Consider the following 18,557-nt stretch of genomic DNA (forward strand, 5'->3'; position numbering starts at 1 on the left):
GGTACTGCAGAAATGTGGGAGAGTAGGTCATCGCCTTTCTTTTTAAACCCGCTGTTCTCCAGAGCAGCGGGTTTTTTATTTTTGAGACTTTGGATAATTTTAGGACAATCAAACTTAAGTTTTATACTTTTGATATCTGAATGATTCAATTGAAAAATATTAACTGGTTTTACGGTGTGCTTGTTCTATTAATGGTGGCATTACCTTTCTCCGAAGCACTCATCTCTATTTTCGGAGTATTATTGTTTCTTATTTCCTTTTGGTATCGCAGCAGAATCTCCTTAGCCAATCGATTCAAACAGAACAAGCCCTTACTTCTTTTTTCGACGATCTACTTGGTTTATATTATTGGTACCCTATTTAGCACTGACTTTAAATGGGCACTTTATGATTTGCAAAAAAATATTCCATACCTGATTATTCCTTTAGCTTTTATAATCGCAGGTCCCATTAAGTTGAAGCAACTGATCAAGCTATTAAAGCTGTTTGTCATCTCTGTTTCAGTATCTGCTTTAATAACCATTATCGATTTCTATTTGCAAGATGAAATTTCCGTGCTAAAGGCTCAGGAATTTGGTTTTATTCATCATATTCGCTTTAGTTTTCAGGTGGTCTTTTCACTAGTGATTAGTTCAGTGCTTCTCTTTCAGAACTGGTTAAAGACAAAAGTGGTCTTAAAAATTGCAACGCTGTCCTTACTGTTGTTTCTATTCCTTTTTCTTATCTGGCACCAATCGTTTACCGGACTACTTACGTTTATTGGAACAGCCACTGTCGGATTGTTCCTGCTGATCACAAGAATCAAGAGTAAAGTAGGACGAACACTCGCTTGGTTTACAATGGCATTTATCATTTTGGCACCGGCTAGTTACTTGTATTATGCTATCGATCGGTTTTATACCGTTGATTTGGTTGTTGATGCTGAACTGGATAAGCAGACTGCGCAAGGAAATCCCTATTACCACGATTGGAATAACCAGCAATTGGAGAATGGACACTATGTCGGTTTGTATTGGAATGAAACTGAAATGCAGAAGGCTTGGAATAAGCGTGCCAATTTGAAATACAATGAAATCGATAAGCATGGCTACCAAGTGAAATATACGCTGGTTCGATACTTAACATCCAAAGATTTGAGAAAGGATGCAGCTGGAGTTTCTCAACTCACAAAAGAAGATATTCAATACATAGAAGCTGGAATTAGCAATCATCTTCTGGCTAAAAAGGGTTTATCGCTTTATCCCCGTATTTACACCAGTATTTGGGAACTGGATACGTATTTTAAATCCGGTTACGCCAACCACCAATCGCTTTCGCAGCGAATTGAATATACGAAAGCAGCGCTAACGATTATTCAGGATCATTTCTGGTTTGGAGTGGGAACCGGTAACTGGAAGTCGGCCTATGATGAGGCTTATGTGAGAAATAAAGCACAGATGGATCCTGATCGATTTGCGGATGCCCACAATCAATATTTAAATTACATGGTAAAGTTTGGGCTTATCGGTTTGTTGTGGATCTTATTCGCAATTTGTTATCCGGTTGTACGTACCCAGAGCTATCTGAAACCGATTTTTTTCTTATTTCTGATCGGCATGTTCATTGCGAACTTTGGTGATTCAAACTTTGAAACGCATGTTGGGAGTAGTTTTTTTGTCCTGTTTTATTGCCTTTTTGTAACTAGTGACGAATCAGTAGAAAGCTTGCCAGATATCTGATTTGAGTAAGTTCCTAAGTTGAAGAATCAGTCAAGGGGAATTTATATAATACAGGCTTATTTTCATTCAATTGCCTTTTCGAATTTTAACGATGATATCTGAAGAATCTTGAAGTGATCTGATTTGAAATATGCTTTGCTTGAAATCCTGTTTCTGTATGGTTTTTTGTTACTTTGAAGATTGAAAAAGACGAACATTTATGATTCAAAATATAAGTTTGGTTGGAGCCGGAAACTTAGCGACCCAATTGGGGAAAGCGTTAAAACAAGCCGGACTTCACATAATACAGGTGTATAGTCGAACCGAAACTTCAGCAAAAGCGTTAGCTGCAGTTTTAGAATGTCCGTACACAACGGATTTGTCTACTTTGCTAAAAAGTGATTTGGTGATCGTATCGGTGAAAGATGATGCCTTGGAGCAGGTTTTGAGCCAAATTAAAGGAAGCTCCAAGGTGGTTCATACCGGAGGTAGTGTTCCCATGGATATACTCGCATCTTATTTCAATAAGTTCGGCGTGTTTTATCCCCTTCAAACCTTTTCGAAAAAGCGTGATGTTGATTTTTCAAGTATCCCAATTTGTTTGGAAGCCAACACGCCGGAGTTTTATGACGAATTGCAAAAACTGGCGGATCGCTTATCAAAAACGGTGAGCTTCGTCAATTCTGAACAGCGGAAGATTTTGCATTTGGCAGCTGTTTTTACCTGTAACTTTGTGAATCACTTTTATCAAATAGGGGACAGCCTTTTAGAGGATAAAGGGATGGATTTTAGTATGCTGCAGCCGCTCATTCTGGAGACCGCTCAAAAAGTAAAGGATTTGAAACCAATTGATGCTCAAACCGGGCCTGCCGTAAGATTTGATGAAACAATCATCAATAAACATCTGAATTTATTATCAGATAAGCCAGAACTGCAGAAAATCTATAGTTTTGTGTCTGAAAGTATTTATCAAACTAAAAACAGCAAATAGCACGATGGTATTTTTTAAGGATAAACTGAAGCAAGTTAAAGCACTGATTTTTGATATTGATGGCGTGTTGTCGCTGGATACCATGACCTTGAATGAACAAGGAGTACCCACCCGAACAGCCAATGTGAAAGATGGTTATGCCATTCGTAATGCTTTGAATATGGGTTATCAGGTAGGGATTATTACGGGCGGAAACCTGGAGCTGGTGAGAACACGGTACACGAATCTGGGGGTAGAACACATTTATATGGGGGTCCGCGATAAAATGAAATGCCTGAATGATTTTATGCAGAAAACAGGTGTTGCGCTGGAAGAAGTACTATACATGGGCGATGATTTGGTGGATTACCAAGTGATGCAAACCGTAGGAGTTGCTGTTTGTCCCTTGGATGCCGTCAGCGAAATAAAGGAAATTTCTTCTTATATTTCGGATAGGAAAGGGGGCGAAGGCTGTGCCCGCGATATTATTGAACAAGTTATGAAGGCTCAGGATACGTGGATTAATGAACACTCATATTTTTGGAGATCAATTTAATGGTACTACAGAATTTGGAAAAATATCAGCTTATACTGGCTTCTAAGTCGCCTCGGCGGAAGCGTTTGCTGGAAGAACTCGGACTCGATTTTAAAGTTCAAGTTTCGGATGTTAAAGAGTATTTCCCTCCCGAATTGGGAATGACGGCCATTCCTGAATATCTGGCTGAACTGAAGGGCACTGCCATACGCAAACAGATGCCGGATAATTGTTTGGTGATTGCCGCCGACACCATCGTATGGAAGGATGAAGAAGTGATTGGAAAACCTGCCACTAAGCAGGAAGCCATTGCCTTACTCAAACATTTGTCGGGAAGTCAACATCAGGTTATCACCGGAGTTAATATTCAATCTGTTAGACAGAAGTATTCGTTTCATGCTGTTACGGAAGTCTGGTTCGATGAATTGTCTGATGATGAAATTGAATACTACGTAGAGCGTTGTAAACCATACGACAAAGCAGGTGGCTACGGAATACAGGAATGGATTGGATTTGTTGGTGTTCAAAAAATTGAAGGCTCATTCTTTAATGTCATGGGACTTCCGGTTCACAAGGTTTACCAGTTCCTAAAATTATTCTAGTCAGCTTAGTAGCGTACTACGTTTTCACAAGCCAACCTTCAATACATGTGTTGTTGAATTTTTATTGCTGAAAAATTTCCCGATAAATGAAAAAAATAGTCCTTTTTGTTATTGTTGCAATGCTTTGTCTTTCGGGCACGGCTAAAGAGGGGATGTGGATCCCAACCTTACTTGAGAAGTATACGATTGAAGAAATGCAAGAGATGGGTTTTCGCCTGACTCCTGAAGATGTCTATAGTGTAAATCAGAGAAGCCTGAAGGATGCGGTTGTTATTTTTGGAACAGGATGTACTGGCGAGATAATTTCAAATAAGGGTTTGCTGCTGACCAATCACCATTGTGGTTTTTCGGCTATCCAGTCGCACAGCTCTGTTGAGCAAGATTATCTGTCGGATGGTTTTTGGGCCATGTCGCAGAACGAAGAACTGCCCAATCCGGGATTAACCGCCAAGTTTTTGGAGCGAATGGTTGATGTGTCTGATTCGGTTTTTGCAGGGACAGTATCTCTGGAGGGCGACTCCCTGGAAGCAAAGTTGGATGCTAATATCCTTCGGATTCAGCAACAAGCCGAAGAAGACGGAAAATATGAAGCGGTTGTCAAACCCTTGTTTTACGGCAACCAGTACTTTTTATATGTGTATCAGGTTTTCACTGATGTTCGTTTAGTAGGAGCTCCACCAAGGGCTATTGGCAAATTTGGTGGCGACACAGACAATTGGATGTGGCCTCGCCATACCGGCGATTTCTCTATTTTCAGGGTGTATGCCAATGAAGATAATGAGCCAGCGGCTTATTCGGAAGACAATGTGCCCTACAAACCCAAAAGCTGGTTGCCGGTTTCCATGGAAGGAATTCAGCCCAATGATTTCATGATGCTGATGGGGTATCCCGGTTCCACGCGGCAATACCTGCCTTCGCAAGCGGTGGATATGATCATTAATCAGAGTAACCCGGATCGCATTAAAATTCGCACAGCTATTCTTGATATTTTTTCAGAACACATGAAAAAAGATCCGAAAGTTCGAATTCAATATGCATCGAAGTACGCGAAAACGAGTAATTCATGGAAACGTTGGAAAGGCGAAGTCCGGGGATTGAACCGACTGAATGCTATCAAGCAAAAGCAAGCTTACGAAGCCAATTTTGAACTTTGGTATCTGCAAAGCGATACATTGGAGCAAGCCTATAAATCAGTTTTGCCTCAGTTCGAGAAATTGTATGTTGATTTGCTACCATACGACAAGGCCTATAACTATTACCAGGAGATTGTTTTTAAAGGAATTGATATTTTTAAACTGGCAGATTTTTTTCCTAGAAATGATAAGGGATGGAACCGCTTGGATGAAGAACGCCATCAGCTTGTTCGGAAGGCCCTGATCCTGAAAATGACAGAATATTTCGATGACTATGATCAGGAAACAGATCAGGAGCTTTTCACGGAATTGCTTCGACTTCTTCGGAGCGATCTGGATAGAAGCTTTCTGCCGAAAGAATTCACCAATCTTCTAGCCAAATACGATGACGAAAAGCTGATTCGTAAAGTTTATGAGAAGTCGGTTTTATCCGATCCCGAAAAGTTACAGGAGCTTGTTGCGGACTTTGACACTAAAGGAATTTCCAAATTACAAAAAGATCCGGTCATCGAATTGTACAATGCGCTGCGTGTGCACTACCAGCAGAATGTTGAGCTCGTTTATCAGTCGATTCAAGACAGGATAACAGACGTTCAACAGCAATACATGAAGGGAATTATGGCGATGGAAAAGAATTTCCAACTCTATCCCGACGCGAATTTCACTTTACGCGTGGCGTATGGTAAGGTTGAAGGTTACCAACCCCGTGATGGAGTGGAGTACGCTTACCAGACGACCTTGCAGGGAGTGATGGAGAAATACCAACTGGGAAACCCCGATTATGAGGTTCTTGAAAAACTGAAAGCCTTACACAAAACGTCCGATTTTGGTGAATACGGAATTGATGGTCAGATGCCGGTAGCCTATACCGCCTCTATCCATTCAACCGGAGGAAACTCGGGGAGTCCGGCTATTAATGCGAAAGGACAGCTGGTGGGACTGAATTTTGATCGCTGCTGGGAAGGTACCATGAGCGATATCATGTTCGACCCGGATCAATGCCGAAACATTATGGTTGATATTCGATACGTTTTATTTATCATTGATAAGTTTGCCGGAGCAGGCTATTTGCTGGATGAAATGGAACTGGTTCGCGAGTAACAAATAAGCTGAGAATGAATCAAAAGGAGATGGTCTAAATAGAGGCTATCTCCTTTTTGGTTAGTCGATTCAGGATTTCGCTAAAAAAAAAATGGATGACTAAGTTTACGCCACGCTGGTTTTTAAGTATTAATTTCCAAAGCGATAAATAATGGATAATTGTTGCGATTGGTCCAGATCATTTCCGTCAATCAGGTGAAAAGAAAGATTGAAACGGCCTTCTACGTGCTTGCTGGCAATAAAGCGCCAAATAAGATCGGTTCGCCAGTAGCTGTCAGCATCATAAAAACGATCGCCATTCATGATGGTGTGTCCATTGCCAAAATTTAGGGATGAGCGTAAAGCCAATTGCCTGACTTCACCATAAAACTCCGCCAGCAGGCTGTTTGCATTCTTATAGCCATCAGAAACATGACGTTCGCGATGTTTGGAGTAAAGCATTCCTAGTTTGACGTATGAATTCTCAAGCGGAAGCAGTTGATCCAGATCGGAGCCCAGGAAAAGAGCAGCACCCAAGTTATCGTGAATATTCTCGCCTTCGGGGCGCAGCGTAGTTCCGGCATAATGAAACAGCGTGATGTAGTTCTGAAAAAAGATACTTTGTTGGCGCATTTCTCCCGAAAAGCCAGCCATGAAGGTCTCTCGCTGGCTTACGGTCTGGTGTCCTGTCCAGTCCACGAAAGCACTTTGATGACCCCAGTCCCAGTTATATTTTCCGTACAAGCCTTCAATATTGGGGCGGTAGTATAAAAAGGTGTCGGTAATCAAAGCCAAAGGAAAATCAATCAAACCCATGCGCGGAAAAGCCCCGAAGTAAAATTCTTTTTGTTCATCCGAATAATGATAATAGGCGGTCAGTTTGGTTTTTTGATCCGCTATTTCACTTCCGAATTCGAACAAATGACTCAGGCCAATCCGAAATTCGTGTACCCCATCTACTGTTGTTCCAATGGCAAAGCTGGTTTGTTCTCCAAGGATGGTTTGCGAGTTGGCTACGCCGCTAAAATATTCGCGGTTATCCCCAATTCCATGAAATAAAACATCATATTCAAATTTTTGAGTAAAGCCGGTTACGGCCGTAAAAAGAAGGACAAATACTAGAATTGCACGCATGATTTCATAGAATTGAATGGTTTGTCCGACCCATTTGTTGGTCGTTTTACAAAGGAATAATAAAATTTTGAATTATAGGAATTCCACTAGCGGTCAATCGCACAGAATATACATGTCGCGTTTGGGGTTGATGCAAAGGACGGGGAGGTGCCCGGCTTTTTTCAGAATTTTCGTTTCAGGGAGCCCAATAATGAGATCGATCAGACTGATGTTTTTACTCGAAGGAATAATCAGTAAATCATACTTTTCGCTGTGGCATCGTTCCAGAGCTTGGTGTGGCAGGCCAAAGCTGCCTTTGCTGGTGCTTGTGACCCGAAAATCGAGATGCAGTTTCATATACAATTGTTCGATGAATTTCAAATTCTTTCGAATCATCGTGGAGTTGTCGGTTGATTTTTCGGTCGCGCTTAAAATGGAGACATCGGCTTGGTTGAAACGGCCAAAATAACTCCCCCAAAGCGAGGTGTCTTTCATCACTTTTCTGAAATCGACCGGCAGCATCACCTTTTTATAGCTTAACGATTCGGGGCTATCTCCTTTTACAAACAAAAACGGAATCTGGCTGACTTGCAAAGCCTGAATTTTAGCTTTTATGTTTTCTGACGTCAGAATTAACATCACGCCATCGTATTGTTCTGCAACGCGGTCAATGCAGCCGGCCAGATCACCTTTTAGTGTGAGGCTGGACATGGGAATGTCTGATACGTCTTTTTTTAGGCGATGAATAACGGTTGTTAATGCTTTCTGTACCGCTAGTTTTTCGGCTTTACTTTTCTTCTGCAGGGGATGAAAAAGGCATAACTCTTTGCGGAAAATAGTTGCTATTCGCAATCCATGAACGATTGCTTCATTCATCGACTCCGAAAAGTCGCAGTGAACCATGATTCGTTGTTCGGTAATATTTGTCATCTTAAGACCAAAACTATTCAAAAAAAAATTAAACCCGAAATGGATCTTGTATTGAAGGCGGAAGGCAAAGTAGAGTGAGACTTATGTTATCGACCTAGCTTAATTACTCAACTGGTTTTGATGACGTCAAGCATGACCTTCATCAATAAAGTTTTGATACTTTAGATCAACTGCTCTTGCTCTAGTTCAGTGCGGAGTTCAAATGCTTCGTCATAAAAGTATTTGAATTTGAGTTTCAGGGAAATGCTTTTTATTTTATCGAGTATTTTTCTTGCGCGTTTATGTTCTTTTTGATGAATTAAGAATTCAGCCTTTATAAGCATCAGTCTGATTTTTATGTAATATCTCATGTGCTTTGGGAAATAAAGATGCTTAAATTTTACCTGTTTGTAGAATTCAAGGGCTCTTTTTTCGTCCCCGCTTTCTAAAAGAGCTCTTGCATAAACAGATAGGAATAATTGATAGGAAATCAATAGTTGCAGGTTTGCAAGTTCGTAGTTGTCAAAAATATAGTTAGAAAGGTCAATAATTTCATTCGACATCTTTCCATAGTTTAAAGCAAATAGAATCCCAAATTCAAAGGTTGGAATTTCAGTTTGGTTCTGGATGCCATTTTTGATGAATTTGTTTGCCGTTTGGTAAACCATTGCCAATAATCTCTCATCCAATTTCTTGTTATAAACCGACTGGTAAATGATTTGTGGTATAAAATAGTAGGAAGTGTTTAATGGACTCTCTTCTTTTGGGACTGGGAGTTTTTTGATGTTATTATACTCTTTATGGCATTGATTTCGGTCATCGCTCAAAAAGTATTGCATGAAATTCATGAAATGGATGAAGTAAACACATTGAGGTGTTTGAATGTCTTGTGCCAATAGTTCAAGTTCATCTCCGGAAGTGAGCCCTAAACAGTCAAAGTCGAAGAATCGTTCGAAAAAAATAGTTTGTCCAATTTCTGATTGAGCGTAAACAGGTAGCAGAACTTTACGTATCAACGGTTTTTTTCTCATCTCATCACTCAAAATGGAGGTTAGGGTACTCCACCAATACAATTTGTAATGAATTGAAGGCGCTTCAGGAATCTTTTTCTTTTCAATCAGTGTGAAAATATCTTTTAGCAGTTCGATTCGCTCTTCTTTTAACAATATTTTTAAGATGTACTCAACGAGCGATCTTTGCAGCTTGGAGGATTTTTCATAAACTTTGATTTTATCTCTTAGTTCTTCTATTCTTAAGTTTTTGTCTTTTAATAGAATATTGGCCATGTAATAGGCATAAAGCGAATGGTGAGAAAAACTGACATAGGTTGTTAGTGAGAAATATTCGTCAACGAGTGAATATTCGTAAAAGAATCCAATTCGTATCAATTCAATATAGGCCAGTTTATCGGAGGAAGAGAGTTTCAGATCTTCCTTTTTTACTTCCATGCATTTTTGACTTTTAGAACATAAATCAAAATAGGAGTTTAAGACTGAGTATTTTTCGTTTAACAAGGGAGGGGTAAAAACCATCTTTTTGATATACAGGTTGAGTAAATCAATATCTCTCAAATCTTTATTGGTTTTTCCCGATAAAATGAATAAATGCAGTAAATAGGGATTCCTGAGAATATTCAGTAGGTCAGGATTGTGAAGTTTTAGGTCATTTACGTTGTCGGGCAGCTTTTTTTCTCGAAATACTTCATCAATCTCTTTGTTTTTTAATAAGGGGATGTTAATGAAATCCTGTTCGCTTCCTTGTAAAGGAACATTATACCATAGCCTTTGCATAAGCTGGTTTTTTTGAATTTTTTCCTGAAATATTCTCCAGGTTCTTGGAGTACAGGTTATCAAAACTTTAAACCAGTTGATATTTTCGTACGAGATTATGAGTTTCAGCAGATTGTCAATGAATTGACTTGTTTTCACGTCAGAGGAATAGATGTCATCGACTTCATCAATAATCAAAATAAATTTACCTTTTACAAGCTCCGGGCGATCGCGAAAAATAGTACTGAAACTATTTTGGGGATTATATTCAATCAAATTATACAGACGGTTGATTTTTTTGTGATTTGTCACAAGATTGTAAAGGATCGTGCCGTCAACCAAACAAAGAATATCGTTGGGATATAGAGCATTAGAGCCAGTAGAAAACTTTTCTACCAACTGAACAATAATCGGAGTTTTTCCGTAGCTATCAGGAGCAATAAAGGCCGTTGCAACTTGATGGGAGGATAAGAAACGAGCAATTTTCTTTTCAGCAAAATGACGAAAAGGAAGATTCTTATACCTGTTGCCCATTTTATTTTTTAGCGATTGTAGGCTTTTGTTGGTTATCTCGTTAGTTCGTTTTTTTAAACTATCCCAACTCTCCTCGTTTGAAAAGTGGTGCTTCTCTTTTTCAAAATAATTCATAAACTCTTGCCACTCACTAAACGTAAGGAAGATGGAGAGTGTATTAAGAGTAAATAGGGAGGGTGCGAAAGAGGATTTAATGATTCCGAAAACTCGCTTGAGAGTAGAGGGGCTTATAGGGCGTTTTGTTTCATCTTTTATGCGTTGAGCTAGCTCCTCGCAATCTTTTGCGTAAGATATACTTCGTCCAAATTTAGTTTGGACTTCATTTTTTAAGAGCTCAGTCATTAATATTTTGACTTCCTGGTTCATTGTCTCATTGGTTGGTTTCTATAGGTTAATTTAAGAAATATTAATGTCATTTACAACTTGAATTAACGGCTTATTTAGGATTTAAACAAATGTTCTCAATTTGATTTTTCATGAATGAATAAAATGAACAAAAACTGAACAGGAATAAATACGGCAATAAAGTTCAGTATCAATATTTTTGTGTTCGGGTGAGTAGAAATCGTGCCAATTTATTATATCTAAAATAATCAATAATTATGAGTGACCACAAAAATGAAGCTATTAATTTTTTAAAGCGAAAGGCATCTCACAGAACAAGTTTTCATAAAGTTGCCTTGCTACATCGCGTATCTAAACAAGTTGTTAATTCTTATCCAGCCAAAGTTCCCACAGGTGAAGACGTTTCATTTATTGTCGATTGGCAGTTGTCCGCTCATGAAAAAATTGAACGATGACTAATCTTATTATGCAGGTTTAATTATGAGAGTATTGATGTTTGGGTGGGAGTTCCCGCCAAATATTTCCGGAGGCTTGGGTACAGCTTGTTATGGTTTGACCAAAGGTCTTTCAAAATTGAATGATATTGAAGTAACGTTCGTTATTCCTAAAGTTTTTGGAGGGGAGGATCGAAGCAAGATGACGCTGATTGGTGCTGGTGATGTCCCAATTTTCAATCGCAGGGTGAAATTCAAGAAGTTTGGCGAGGTACTTGATTGTATCGAGGTTAGCTCAAAGTTGGTGCCTTATGTTGATCCGGAAGAATATGGAAGGCAAAGCTCTTACACTGTGGCAGAAACAAAATCGTGGATTGAAACCGATAATCAAGGAAAAGTCAAGTTCTCGGGCAAGTATGGTCCGGATTTAATGGCTGAAATTGCACGATATGCCTTGGTTGCTAATGTCATTGCTCAAGACAATGAGTTTGATGTTATTCATGCACATGACTGGCTGGCCTATCCCGCGGGAATAGCGGCTAAGCAAGTGTCGGGGAAACCTTTAGTCATTCATGTGCATGCCACTGATTTTGACCGGAGCGGTGGTCATGTTAATCCAAATGTGTTTGCGCTTGAAAAGCAAGGAATGGAGGCTGCTGACAAAATAATTACAGTAAGTAATCTTACCCGTAAGGTGGTGATTGATAAGTATGGAATTGACGCTGCTAAGATTGTAACGGTATACAATGCAGTCGAACCTTACATGAAAAAGCATGAAGCCCCGTTTAGAAAAGGAATTAACGAAAAAATAGTGACTTTTTTAGGACGGATCACGATGCAAAAAGGACCAGAGTATTTTATCGAGGCTGCCAGTCGTGTTTTGAAAGATTATGACAATGTACGTTTTGTCATGGCAGGCAGTGGTGACATGATGAATCGGATGGTCAAGCGTGTTGCTCAATTGAAACTGTCGAGCAAATTTCATTTTACGGGTTTCCTTAAAGGTGACGATGTTCTTCAAATGTTACAGATGAGCGATGTTTATATCATGCCATCGGTATCTGAACCTTTCGGAATATCACCATTGGAAGCGATGCAAGCCAAGGTGCCAGTTATTATCTCCCGCCAATCTGGTGTTGCTGAAATTCTGAGCAATGCGATTAAAGTCGACTACTGGGATATTGATGCCATGGCTGATGCTATTCACGGGATATTAGCACATCCGAAACTGTCAAAAATGCTAGTCAGGCAAGGTAGAAAGGAAGTCCACAATCTGACGTGGGAAGACTCGGCTATCGAGGTGAGTAAAGTCTATCGGTCTGCAATCCAGTCGAATGCGTCTTTTTTAAATTAGTCATAATCAATTTATCTTTTGTATGAAGTCGATTAATCTTTTTTTTCAAGTTCATCAGCCGATTCGGTTGACACGGTTCAGGTTTTTTGATATCGGGAATTCTGAATACTACTATGATGACTATCAGAATGAATACTTTACCCGGCAGATCGCTGAAAATTGTTACTTGCCTGCGAATAAACTAATCCTCGATCTGATCAATCATTACCAGGGACAGTTCAAACTGACATTTTCAATTTCAGGTACGGCAATTGATCAATTTAAAATCTATGCTCCGGAAGTTTTAGAAAGCTTCAAGGAACTTGCAGCAACAGGATGTGTTGAATTTGTAGCCGAACCTTACAGCCGCTCGTTAGCTTCTCTGATTGATAAAACTGAATTCAGAAAGCAGGTGCAACAGCATGCTGATGCCATGGAAACCATTTTCGGAATCCGGCCTACTGTTTTCTCCAATACCGGACTGATCTATTCTGATCAAATAGGAGCCGTGATTGCTGACATGGGCTATAAGGCCATCCTTGCACAAGGTTCTCCACATATTTTGGAATGGAGAAGTCCGAATTACCTCTATCGTAACGCTCTGCAACCTTCTTTGGCCGTATTGTTGAAAAACAATCAGTTGAGCGACGATATTGCTTTCCGGTTTGCTGATCCAAATTGGAGTGGCTGGCCGCTGGATGCCAATAAATTCGTTTCGTGGTTAAATGCAATCTCTGAAAAGGAGAAAATTATTAATCTTTTTATGGATTACGAAACCTTTGGTGAACGTCAAAAGTCGGAAACTGGAATTTTTGAGTTTTTGAGCTTTTTGCCATCAGCCGTATTTAAAAAGTCATCATTTAAGTTTAGCACTCCTTCCCAAATTATTGAGCAGCATCAATCCGTTGGTGTTATTCATGCATCGCATCCAAAATATCATGAAAAAATAACTTGCGATTTATATGATTGGCTCAGTAATGAACTCCAGCAAGAAGCATTTGAAAACCTGTGGAAGTTAAGTGATAAAATGCATAATTGCTTTGATATGGAACTGATAAGAGATTGGCAGTATTTGCAAACAAAGGATCATTTCTTTTATATGTCTACCGATAATGTTCGCGATGATAACTCCTTGGTGTCCTTTAATCCATTCGATAACCCTTATGAAGCATTCATTAATTATATGAATGTATTGAATGATTTCTCAATCAGATTGGAACGCCTGATGGAGAAAGAACAGCAACAAATGATTCAGTACGAAGAGAAAATTATGGCGTTTGCCTAAGAATACCAATAACCAAAAATGTAAAACTAAAAAGTCAAAGAACAATGAGTTTTAAAAAGCAATACTTAAAGAACAATGGGGTTTGCAAAGTGACTTTCAGCCTCAAAAATCGAGTTGAAAATATTGGGAATGTTCGGATTGCAGGCGATTTCAACGATTGGGATGTTAATTGTGAACCTATGAAAAAACTGAAATCCGGCAATTTTTCTCAAACGCTTAGGCTTGATTCCGGTAAGTTATACCAATTTAAATATTTAATCAACGATACAATTTGGGAGAATGAACCAGAAGCGGATCAATTTGTGCCCAATGGAATTGCCCATGGGGACGTAAACTCAGTGATCGAGCTTTAGTCGTGTGAACCGGTTTTGTTGACGGATTCTTCTGTTTGCGGAGCCAGGTTCACTTGGTTAATCTGTTCTTCGCTTTAAGACTAGATACGATGAGACAACTTAAAATAACCAAGCAGCTAACGGTAAAAGAATCTGATTCGTTAGAAAAATATTTGAAAGAGATCGGGAAATTTCGATTACTGACTGCTGAAGAAGAAGCTGAGTTGGCTAAACGGGTTAAGCTGGGCGATAGTGGTGCTCTAAAACAACTGGTACAAGCTAACTTGAGGTTCGTTGTTTCGGTGGCAAAGCAATACCAGAATCTTGGTCTTAGCTTGCCCGACTTGATCAATGAAGGAAATATTGGCTTAATCAAAGCGGTTGAGCGGTTCGACGAAACACGCGGTTTTAAACTGATTTCTTATTGCGTTTGGTGGGTACGGCAGTCTATCTTACAGGCCCTGGCCGAAAGGTCGAGGATTATTCGGTTACCACTCAATAAAATTGGATCAATCATAAAGGTGAAAAATGCCTTAGTGAAACTTGAGCAGGAATTCCAACGTGAGCCTTCACTTGAGGAGGTTGCCAGCCTACTTAAAATAACAAGTGCAGTTGTAGCGGATGCTCAAAAACTGTCGGTTGATCCTGTTTCAATGGATTCACGAATTGACGAAGATGGGGAAGCTAGCTTGTATGATGTGATTCTTAATGATGATTCGCCAAGCCCGGATCATAATTTGATTGAAAATTCATTGCGGCAAGAAATTGATCGGGTTTTGTCTAAATTGAATGATCGCGAAGCGAATGTGCTTCGACACTATTACGGCTTAAATGAATTACATAAAATGAGCCTTGCTGATGTTGCTACAGAAATGGGATTGTCTAAGGAGAGAGTCAGACAAATGAAAGAGCGAGCGATCAAGAAGTTGAAGGAAAACTATCAAAACAGATCGTTAAAGGGGTATTTGTAGAACGATTAGGTTGGGGGAAATTATGGAAAATCAATTTTTGAAAGAGTTTATTGCCAGCCAAAAGAAAGTGATTGAAAAGCTACAGGAGCGAAATGAAGAATTGGAGTGTTTACTCAATAGGCGGAATCAGCTTTTCCTGATTATGTCTCACGATTTAAGAAACCCGTTTAATAGTATTCTTGGCTTTTCTCAACTGTTACTAAAGCAAAGTGAACAGTTTGATGCTGAATCTCAGCACTTCATTCATTCTATTCATTCGCAGGCAAAGTTGACGTTTGACTTGCTTGAGCGGCTAATAGAATGGGCTAAAACGCAGTTTGATAACATTGAAGATTGTTTGGAGGAAGTGAACTTGTCGGAATTAGTGGAAGAAGTTGTGGCACCCTATGCTGAAGCCGCTACAATAAAAAGTATTTCAGTAACGCATGTCGGTGTAATTAAGAATAGTCTGCGTACCGATCCGGCAATTATTCGTGTTATCCTGGCTAATATGTTGAGTAATGCCATTAAGTATACATATCCTGCGGGAAAGGTTGATATTTATTCTACGAAAAATGACGGGCAGATAGAAATAAGCATTGTTGATAACGGCGTTGGAATGAGCCGGGAAGACATCGCTAATTTGTTCCGTTTGGGTAAAGAGTTTTCTTCTCCGGGTACGGCCAATGAAAGTGGGCTGGGAGTGGGCCTTTCCCTCTGCAAAGAGCTTATTGAGCGATTGAATGGACACATTAGGGTCGGAAGTGAGTTGGGGAAGGGCAGTCGATTCACGGTTTCGCTTCCTGATAAATGAGAAGAAAAGTCAGCCATCTGATGGTCAATAGACGCTGTCACCCCCCGGCAGCTCAAACGAAATTTCTGCTTCATCCTGAATAATATCAGGGACTAAGTGCAGGGAATTCGTATTTTTGATAAAAATAAACTGAATATATGCTGACAAGAGAACTCATTTGGCCGAAAAGCATTGCTGTTATTGGTGCTTCCAACGATGTGGCCAAACCCGGAGGGAAACTACTCAAAAACCTGCTCGATAATAATTTTGATGGCGATTTGTATGTTGTCAATCCCAAAACAGAGCTAGTTCAGGGCTTAATAGCATTTCCGTCTGTAGCTGAATTACCACCCGTTGAGACAGCAGTGCTGGCTGTTCCGGCCAAGCTTTGTCCAGAGATCACCTTGCAGCTGTGCCGTGATAAAAATACCAAAGGGGTCATCATTATTTCTGCTGGATTTAGTGAGGAAAGTGGAGCGGGAAAAAAGCTGGAACAGGAAATCGTGGAAACCGTTAATGCTTATGGCGCATCCTTAATTGGCCCCAATTGCATTGGAATTATCACTCCGGCACATGCCAGTGTTTTTACTACGCCAGTTCCCAGGCTCGACCAGATGGGCTGCGATTTTATTTCCAGCTCCGGTGCTACCGCTGTTTTTATCATGGAGTCCGGTATTCCTAAGGGCTTGCATTTTGCCAGTGTATTCTCCGTGGGCAACTCGGCGCAGGTCGGGGTTGAAGATGTACTGGAGTTTATGGATGATGTGTTTGATCCGAAAACCAGTACGCGGGTCAAATTACTTTATATTGAAAGTATTCAGAATCCGGACAAATTGTTGAAGCACGCGTCATCGCTTATCAAAAAGGGCTGTAAAATTGCGGCCATCAAAGCCGGAAGCAGCGATGCCGGAAGTCGTGCCGCATCGTCGCATACCGGTGCTATGGCTAGCTCCGATCTGGCCGTGGAGGCGCTTTTCCGAAAGGCGGGCATTGTACGCTGTTACGGTCGCGAAGAGTTGACGACTGTTGGCTGCGTATTTATGTGTAAAGAAATGAGAGGCAAACGCATGGCTATCATCACCCATGCAGGTGGCCCGGCAGTAATGTTGACTGATGCCCTGGAAGCTGGAGGACTAAAGATTCCGCAGATTCAGGACTCGCCGGCCAAGGAAAAGCTGAAAGGACAGTTATTTCCTGGTTCTTCGGTTGAAAATCCCGTCGATTTTCTGGCTACCGGTAATGCCGAGCAGCTGGGGACGATAATCGATGCTTGCGACAATGATTTCAAGGAAGTGGATGGGATGGCCGTTATTTATGGAAGTCCTGGTCTGTTTCCGGTTGGTGATGTGTATGAGGTGCTCAATAAGAAAATGCATACGTGCAAAAAGCCGATTTATCCCATCCTGCCTTCCGTGATCAATGTAAGCGATGATGTGGCTTATTTCTTATCTGAAGGCAATGTCAATTTTCCGGATGAAGTTTTATTGGGGCGTGCCCTGTCTAAAGTGGCTAGTACCCCGAGGCCACATACCGATGAGGTTTTTCTGGATGGGGTTGATATTCCCGAGATTCGACGGATTATTGATGAGGCTGATAATGGCTACCAACCGCCCGAAGTGGTTCACCGTTTGTTCGATGCAGCGGTAATTCCGCGTGTGAAGGAGCTGGTGGCCGTCACTCCCGAAGAAGCATTGGACGCGGCTGCTGAGCTCGGCTGGCCTTTGGTGATGAAAGTAATTGGTCCGGTACATAAAAGCGATGTTCGGGGCGTGGTGCTCAATGTGCATGACGAGGAAACGGTGCTGCATGAGTTTAAGCGCTTGATGAATGTTCCGGAAACGGAAGCCGTGTTGATGGCTGAAATGGCCTCCGGCATTGAACTGTTTGTTGGCGCAAAATACGAAGACCGCTTTGGGCACATTGTCCTTTGCGGAATGGGTGGCACGATGGTGGAAGTATTGAAAGATGTGACGTCGGGATTGGCTCCGCTGGGGATTTGCGAAGCTTCGTCGATGATTAAAAATCTGAAGTCGTATAAAATAATCAAAGGCTACCGCGGGCAAGAGGGGGCTGATCAGCGTAAATTCGCTGAAATAATTGTTCGGTTGTCCAGCATGTTGCGTTTTGCGGTAGAGATAAAAGAAATGGACATCAATCCCTTGTTGGGTAAAGGCGACAAAATACTAGCGGTTGATGCCCGAATTCGAATTGAGAAGTAATTTTAGACGGAGTATTGCATGAGTGATCGGTACTTCGTTTTGATTTAAGCTCATGCTTCTTTATCTTGTAGGAAAAAAATAATTATGCACAGAATAATAGATGATAGGGACGAGCGGATGTGGGGTATGCTTTGTCACCTGGCTGCTTTTGCCGGCTTGGTTATTCCCGTTGCGGGAAATATCGTAGGCCCTTTAATTATTTACCTGATGAAAAAGGATGACTACAGCTTTGTGGAAGATCAGGGGAAAGAGTCATTAAACTTCCAGATTACCGTTACTATTCTCATTCTTGTTTCCGGAATGCTGGTAATTATTGGCATTGGTCTTTTGCTTCTGGCCATTATCGGGATTGCAGCTTTTGTGTTTACCATTATTGCAGCAGTAAAAGCTAATGAAGGCGAATTTTACCGCTACCCTTGGTCCATTCGTTTTTTGAAGTGAAGAAAAAGGAAAAAGTATTGAAAAAAGCCAGATCGATTCTGGCTTTTCTTGTTTTTAGTTACTTTTGCAATTCCAATTTAGAA

At 40.6% G+C, this 18,557-nt stretch carries 16 protein-coding genes; 13 read left to right on the plus strand and 3 right to left on the minus strand.

The features are described 5' to 3' along the window. The first annotated feature begins 140 nt into the window (after window positions 1-140). The 5 genes from ACUNWA_RS15585 to ACUNWA_RS15605 all read left to right on the plus strand — a co-directional run bounded on the left by ACUNWA_RS15585 (window position 141) and on the right by ACUNWA_RS15605 (window position 6,038). A complete protein-coding gene (locus ACUNWA_RS15585) occupies window positions 141-1,718 on the plus strand; it encodes an O-antigen ligase family protein (protein WP_445592850.1) in 1,578 nt (525 codons plus the stop codon). 199 nt (window positions 1,719-1,917) lie between these two features. Further along, window positions 1,918-2,688: a Rossmann-like and DUF2520 domain-containing protein gene (locus tag ACUNWA_RS15590; RefSeq protein WP_445592851.1), complete on the plus strand. Its 771-nt coding sequence runs from the start codon at window positions 1,918-1,920 to the stop codon at window positions 2,686-2,688. Window positions 2,689-2,692: 4 nt separating this feature from the next. After that, window positions 2,693-3,223 carry a KdsC family phosphatase gene (locus ACUNWA_RS15595; protein ID WP_445592852.1) on the plus strand — a complete coding sequence of 177 codons (531 nt, stop codon included), beginning with the start codon at window positions 2,693-2,695 and terminating at the stop codon, window positions 3,221-3,223. Then, complete coding sequence (locus tag ACUNWA_RS15600) at window positions 3,223-3,804, plus strand: Maf family nucleotide pyrophosphatase (RefSeq protein ID WP_445592853.1); 582 nt, start codon at window positions 3,223-3,225, stop codon at window positions 3,802-3,804. Before ACUNWA_RS15595 ends, ACUNWA_RS15600 begins: the two co-directional genes overlap by 1 nt. Before the next feature lie 86 nt (window positions 3,805-3,890). After that, a complete protein-coding gene (locus ACUNWA_RS15605) occupies window positions 3,891-6,038 on the plus strand; it encodes a S46 family peptidase (protein WP_445592854.1) in 2,148 nt (715 codons plus the stop codon). Window positions 6,039-6,167: 129 nt separating this feature from the next. Here the strand turns inward: ACUNWA_RS15605 and ACUNWA_RS15610 are convergent, their stop codons facing one another. The 3 genes from ACUNWA_RS15610 to ACUNWA_RS15620 form a co-directional block, all read right to left on the minus strand. Beyond that, a complete protein-coding gene (locus tag ACUNWA_RS15610; protein ID WP_445592855.1) occupies window positions 6,168-7,151 on the minus strand; it encodes a hypothetical protein in 984 nt (327 codons plus the stop codon). A 93-nt stretch (window positions 7,152-7,244) separates the two neighbouring features. Continuing rightward, the gene (locus tag ACUNWA_RS15615; protein ID WP_445592856.1) at window positions 7,245-8,060 is read right to left on the minus strand and encodes a hypothetical protein; all 816 of its coding nucleotides are present in this window, start codon (window positions 8,058-8,060) and stop codon (window positions 7,245-7,247) included. A gap of 161 nt (window positions 8,061-8,221) precedes the next feature. Continuing rightward, on the minus strand, window positions 8,222-10,456 hold the full coding sequence (locus ACUNWA_RS15620; RefSeq protein ID WP_445592857.1) for a hypothetical protein: 2,235 nt from the start codon (window positions 10,454-10,456) through the stop codon (window positions 8,222-8,224). Window positions 10,457-10,944: 488 nt separating this feature from the next. Between ACUNWA_RS15620 and ACUNWA_RS15625 the strand changes: the two genes are divergently transcribed. From ACUNWA_RS15625 to ACUNWA_RS15660, 8 genes are all read left to right on the plus strand, one after another. After that, window positions 10,945-11,142, plus strand: coding sequence for a hypothetical protein (locus ACUNWA_RS15625; RefSeq protein WP_445592858.1), 198 nt, complete (start codon window positions 10,945-10,947; stop codon window positions 11,140-11,142). A gap of 25 nt (window positions 11,143-11,167) precedes the next feature. Next, a complete protein-coding gene (locus tag ACUNWA_RS15630) occupies window positions 11,168-12,475 on the plus strand; it encodes a glycosyltransferase family 4 protein (RefSeq protein WP_445592859.1) in 1,308 nt (435 codons plus the stop codon). A 22-nt stretch (window positions 12,476-12,497) separates the two neighbouring features. Then, window positions 12,498-13,739 (plus strand): glycoside hydrolase family 57 protein, encoded by a 1,242-nt coding sequence (locus ACUNWA_RS15635; protein WP_445592860.1) that lies wholly within the window; start codon window positions 12,498-12,500, stop codon window positions 13,737-13,739. Between the two features lie 44 nt (window positions 13,740-13,783). Then, complete coding sequence (locus tag ACUNWA_RS15640) at window positions 13,784-14,092, plus strand: isoamylase early set domain-containing protein (RefSeq protein ID WP_445592861.1); 309 nt, start codon at window positions 13,784-13,786, stop codon at window positions 14,090-14,092. An 89-nt stretch (window positions 14,093-14,181) separates the two neighbouring features. Next, window positions 14,182-15,042, plus strand: a complete 861-nt coding sequence (locus ACUNWA_RS15645; protein WP_445592862.1) for a sigma-70 family RNA polymerase sigma factor — start codon at window positions 14,182-14,184, stop codon at window positions 15,040-15,042. Window positions 15,043-15,064: 22 nt separating this feature from the next. Then, window positions 15,065-15,835 (plus strand): sensor histidine kinase, encoded by a 771-nt coding sequence (locus ACUNWA_RS15650; protein WP_445592863.1) that lies wholly within the window; start codon window positions 15,065-15,067, stop codon window positions 15,833-15,835. 137 nt (window positions 15,836-15,972) lie between these two features. Then, complete coding sequence (locus tag ACUNWA_RS15655; RefSeq protein WP_445592864.1) at window positions 15,973-18,033, plus strand: acetate--CoA ligase family protein; 2,061 nt, start codon at window positions 15,973-15,975, stop codon at window positions 18,031-18,033. An 84-nt stretch (window positions 18,034-18,117) separates the two neighbouring features. Next, a complete protein-coding gene (locus ACUNWA_RS15660) occupies window positions 18,118-18,474 on the plus strand; it encodes a DUF4870 domain-containing protein (protein ID WP_445592865.1) in 357 nt (118 codons plus the stop codon). The last annotated feature ends 83 nt before the right edge of the window (window positions 18,475-18,557 follow it).

The sequence above is a fragment of the Sunxiuqinia sp. sy24 genome, assembly GCF_052677165.1.

Excerpts from the sequence above, each read along its gene's own strand:
- ACUNWA_RS15640 (WP_445592861.1), top strand. The coding sequence starts at position 13,784 with ATGAGTTTTAAAAAGCAATACTTAAAGAACAATGGGGTTTGCAAAGTG.
- ACUNWA_RS15630 (WP_445592859.1), top strand. The coding sequence starts at position 11,168 with ATGAGAGTATTGATGTTTGGGTGGGAGTTCCCGCCAAATATTTCCGGA.
- ACUNWA_RS15650 (WP_445592863.1), top strand. The coding sequence starts at position 15,065 with ATGGAAAATCAATTTTTGAAAGAGTTTATTGCCAGCCAAAAGAAAGTG.
- ACUNWA_RS15605 (WP_445592854.1), top strand. The coding sequence starts at position 3,891 with ATGAAAAAAATAGTCCTTTTTGTTATTGTTGCAATGCTTTGTCTTTCG.
- ACUNWA_RS15660 (WP_445592865.1), top strand. The coding sequence starts at position 18,118 with ATGCACAGAATAATAGATGATAGGGACGAGCGGATGTGGGGTATGCTT.
- ACUNWA_RS15625 (WP_445592858.1), top strand. The coding sequence starts at position 10,945 with ATGAGTGACCACAAAAATGAAGCTATTAATTTTTTAAAGCGAAAGGCA.
- ACUNWA_RS15635 (WP_445592860.1), top strand. The coding sequence starts at position 12,498 with ATGAAGTCGATTAATCTTTTTTTTCAAGTTCATCAGCCGATTCGGTTG.
- ACUNWA_RS15610 (WP_445592855.1), bottom strand. The coding sequence starts at position 7,151 with ATGCGTGCAATTCTAGTATTTGTCCTTCTTTTTACGGCCGTAACCGGC.
- ACUNWA_RS15585 (WP_445592850.1), top strand. The coding sequence starts at position 141 with ATGATTCAATTGAAAAATATTAACTGGTTTTACGGTGTGCTTGTTCTA.
- ACUNWA_RS15615 (WP_445592856.1), bottom strand. The coding sequence starts at position 8,060 with ATGACAAATATTACCGAACAACGAATCATGGTTCACTGCGACTTTTCG.
- ACUNWA_RS15645 (WP_445592862.1), top strand. The coding sequence starts at position 14,182 with ATGAGACAACTTAAAATAACCAAGCAGCTAACGGTAAAAGAATCTGAT.
- ACUNWA_RS15655 (WP_445592864.1), top strand. The coding sequence starts at position 15,973 with ATGCTGACAAGAGAACTCATTTGGCCGAAAAGCATTGCTGTTATTGGT.
- ACUNWA_RS15620 (WP_445592857.1), bottom strand. The coding sequence starts at position 10,456 with ATGAATTATTTTGAAAAAGAGAAGCACCACTTTTCAAACGAGGAGAGT.
- ACUNWA_RS15595 (WP_445592852.1), top strand. The coding sequence starts at position 2,693 with ATGGTATTTTTTAAGGATAAACTGAAGCAAGTTAAAGCACTGATTTTT.
- ACUNWA_RS15590 (WP_445592851.1), top strand. The coding sequence starts at position 1,918 with ATGATTCAAAATATAAGTTTGGTTGGAGCCGGAAACTTAGCGACCCAA.
- ACUNWA_RS15600 (WP_445592853.1), top strand. The coding sequence starts at position 3,223 with ATGGTACTACAGAATTTGGAAAAATATCAGCTTATACTGGCTTCTAAG.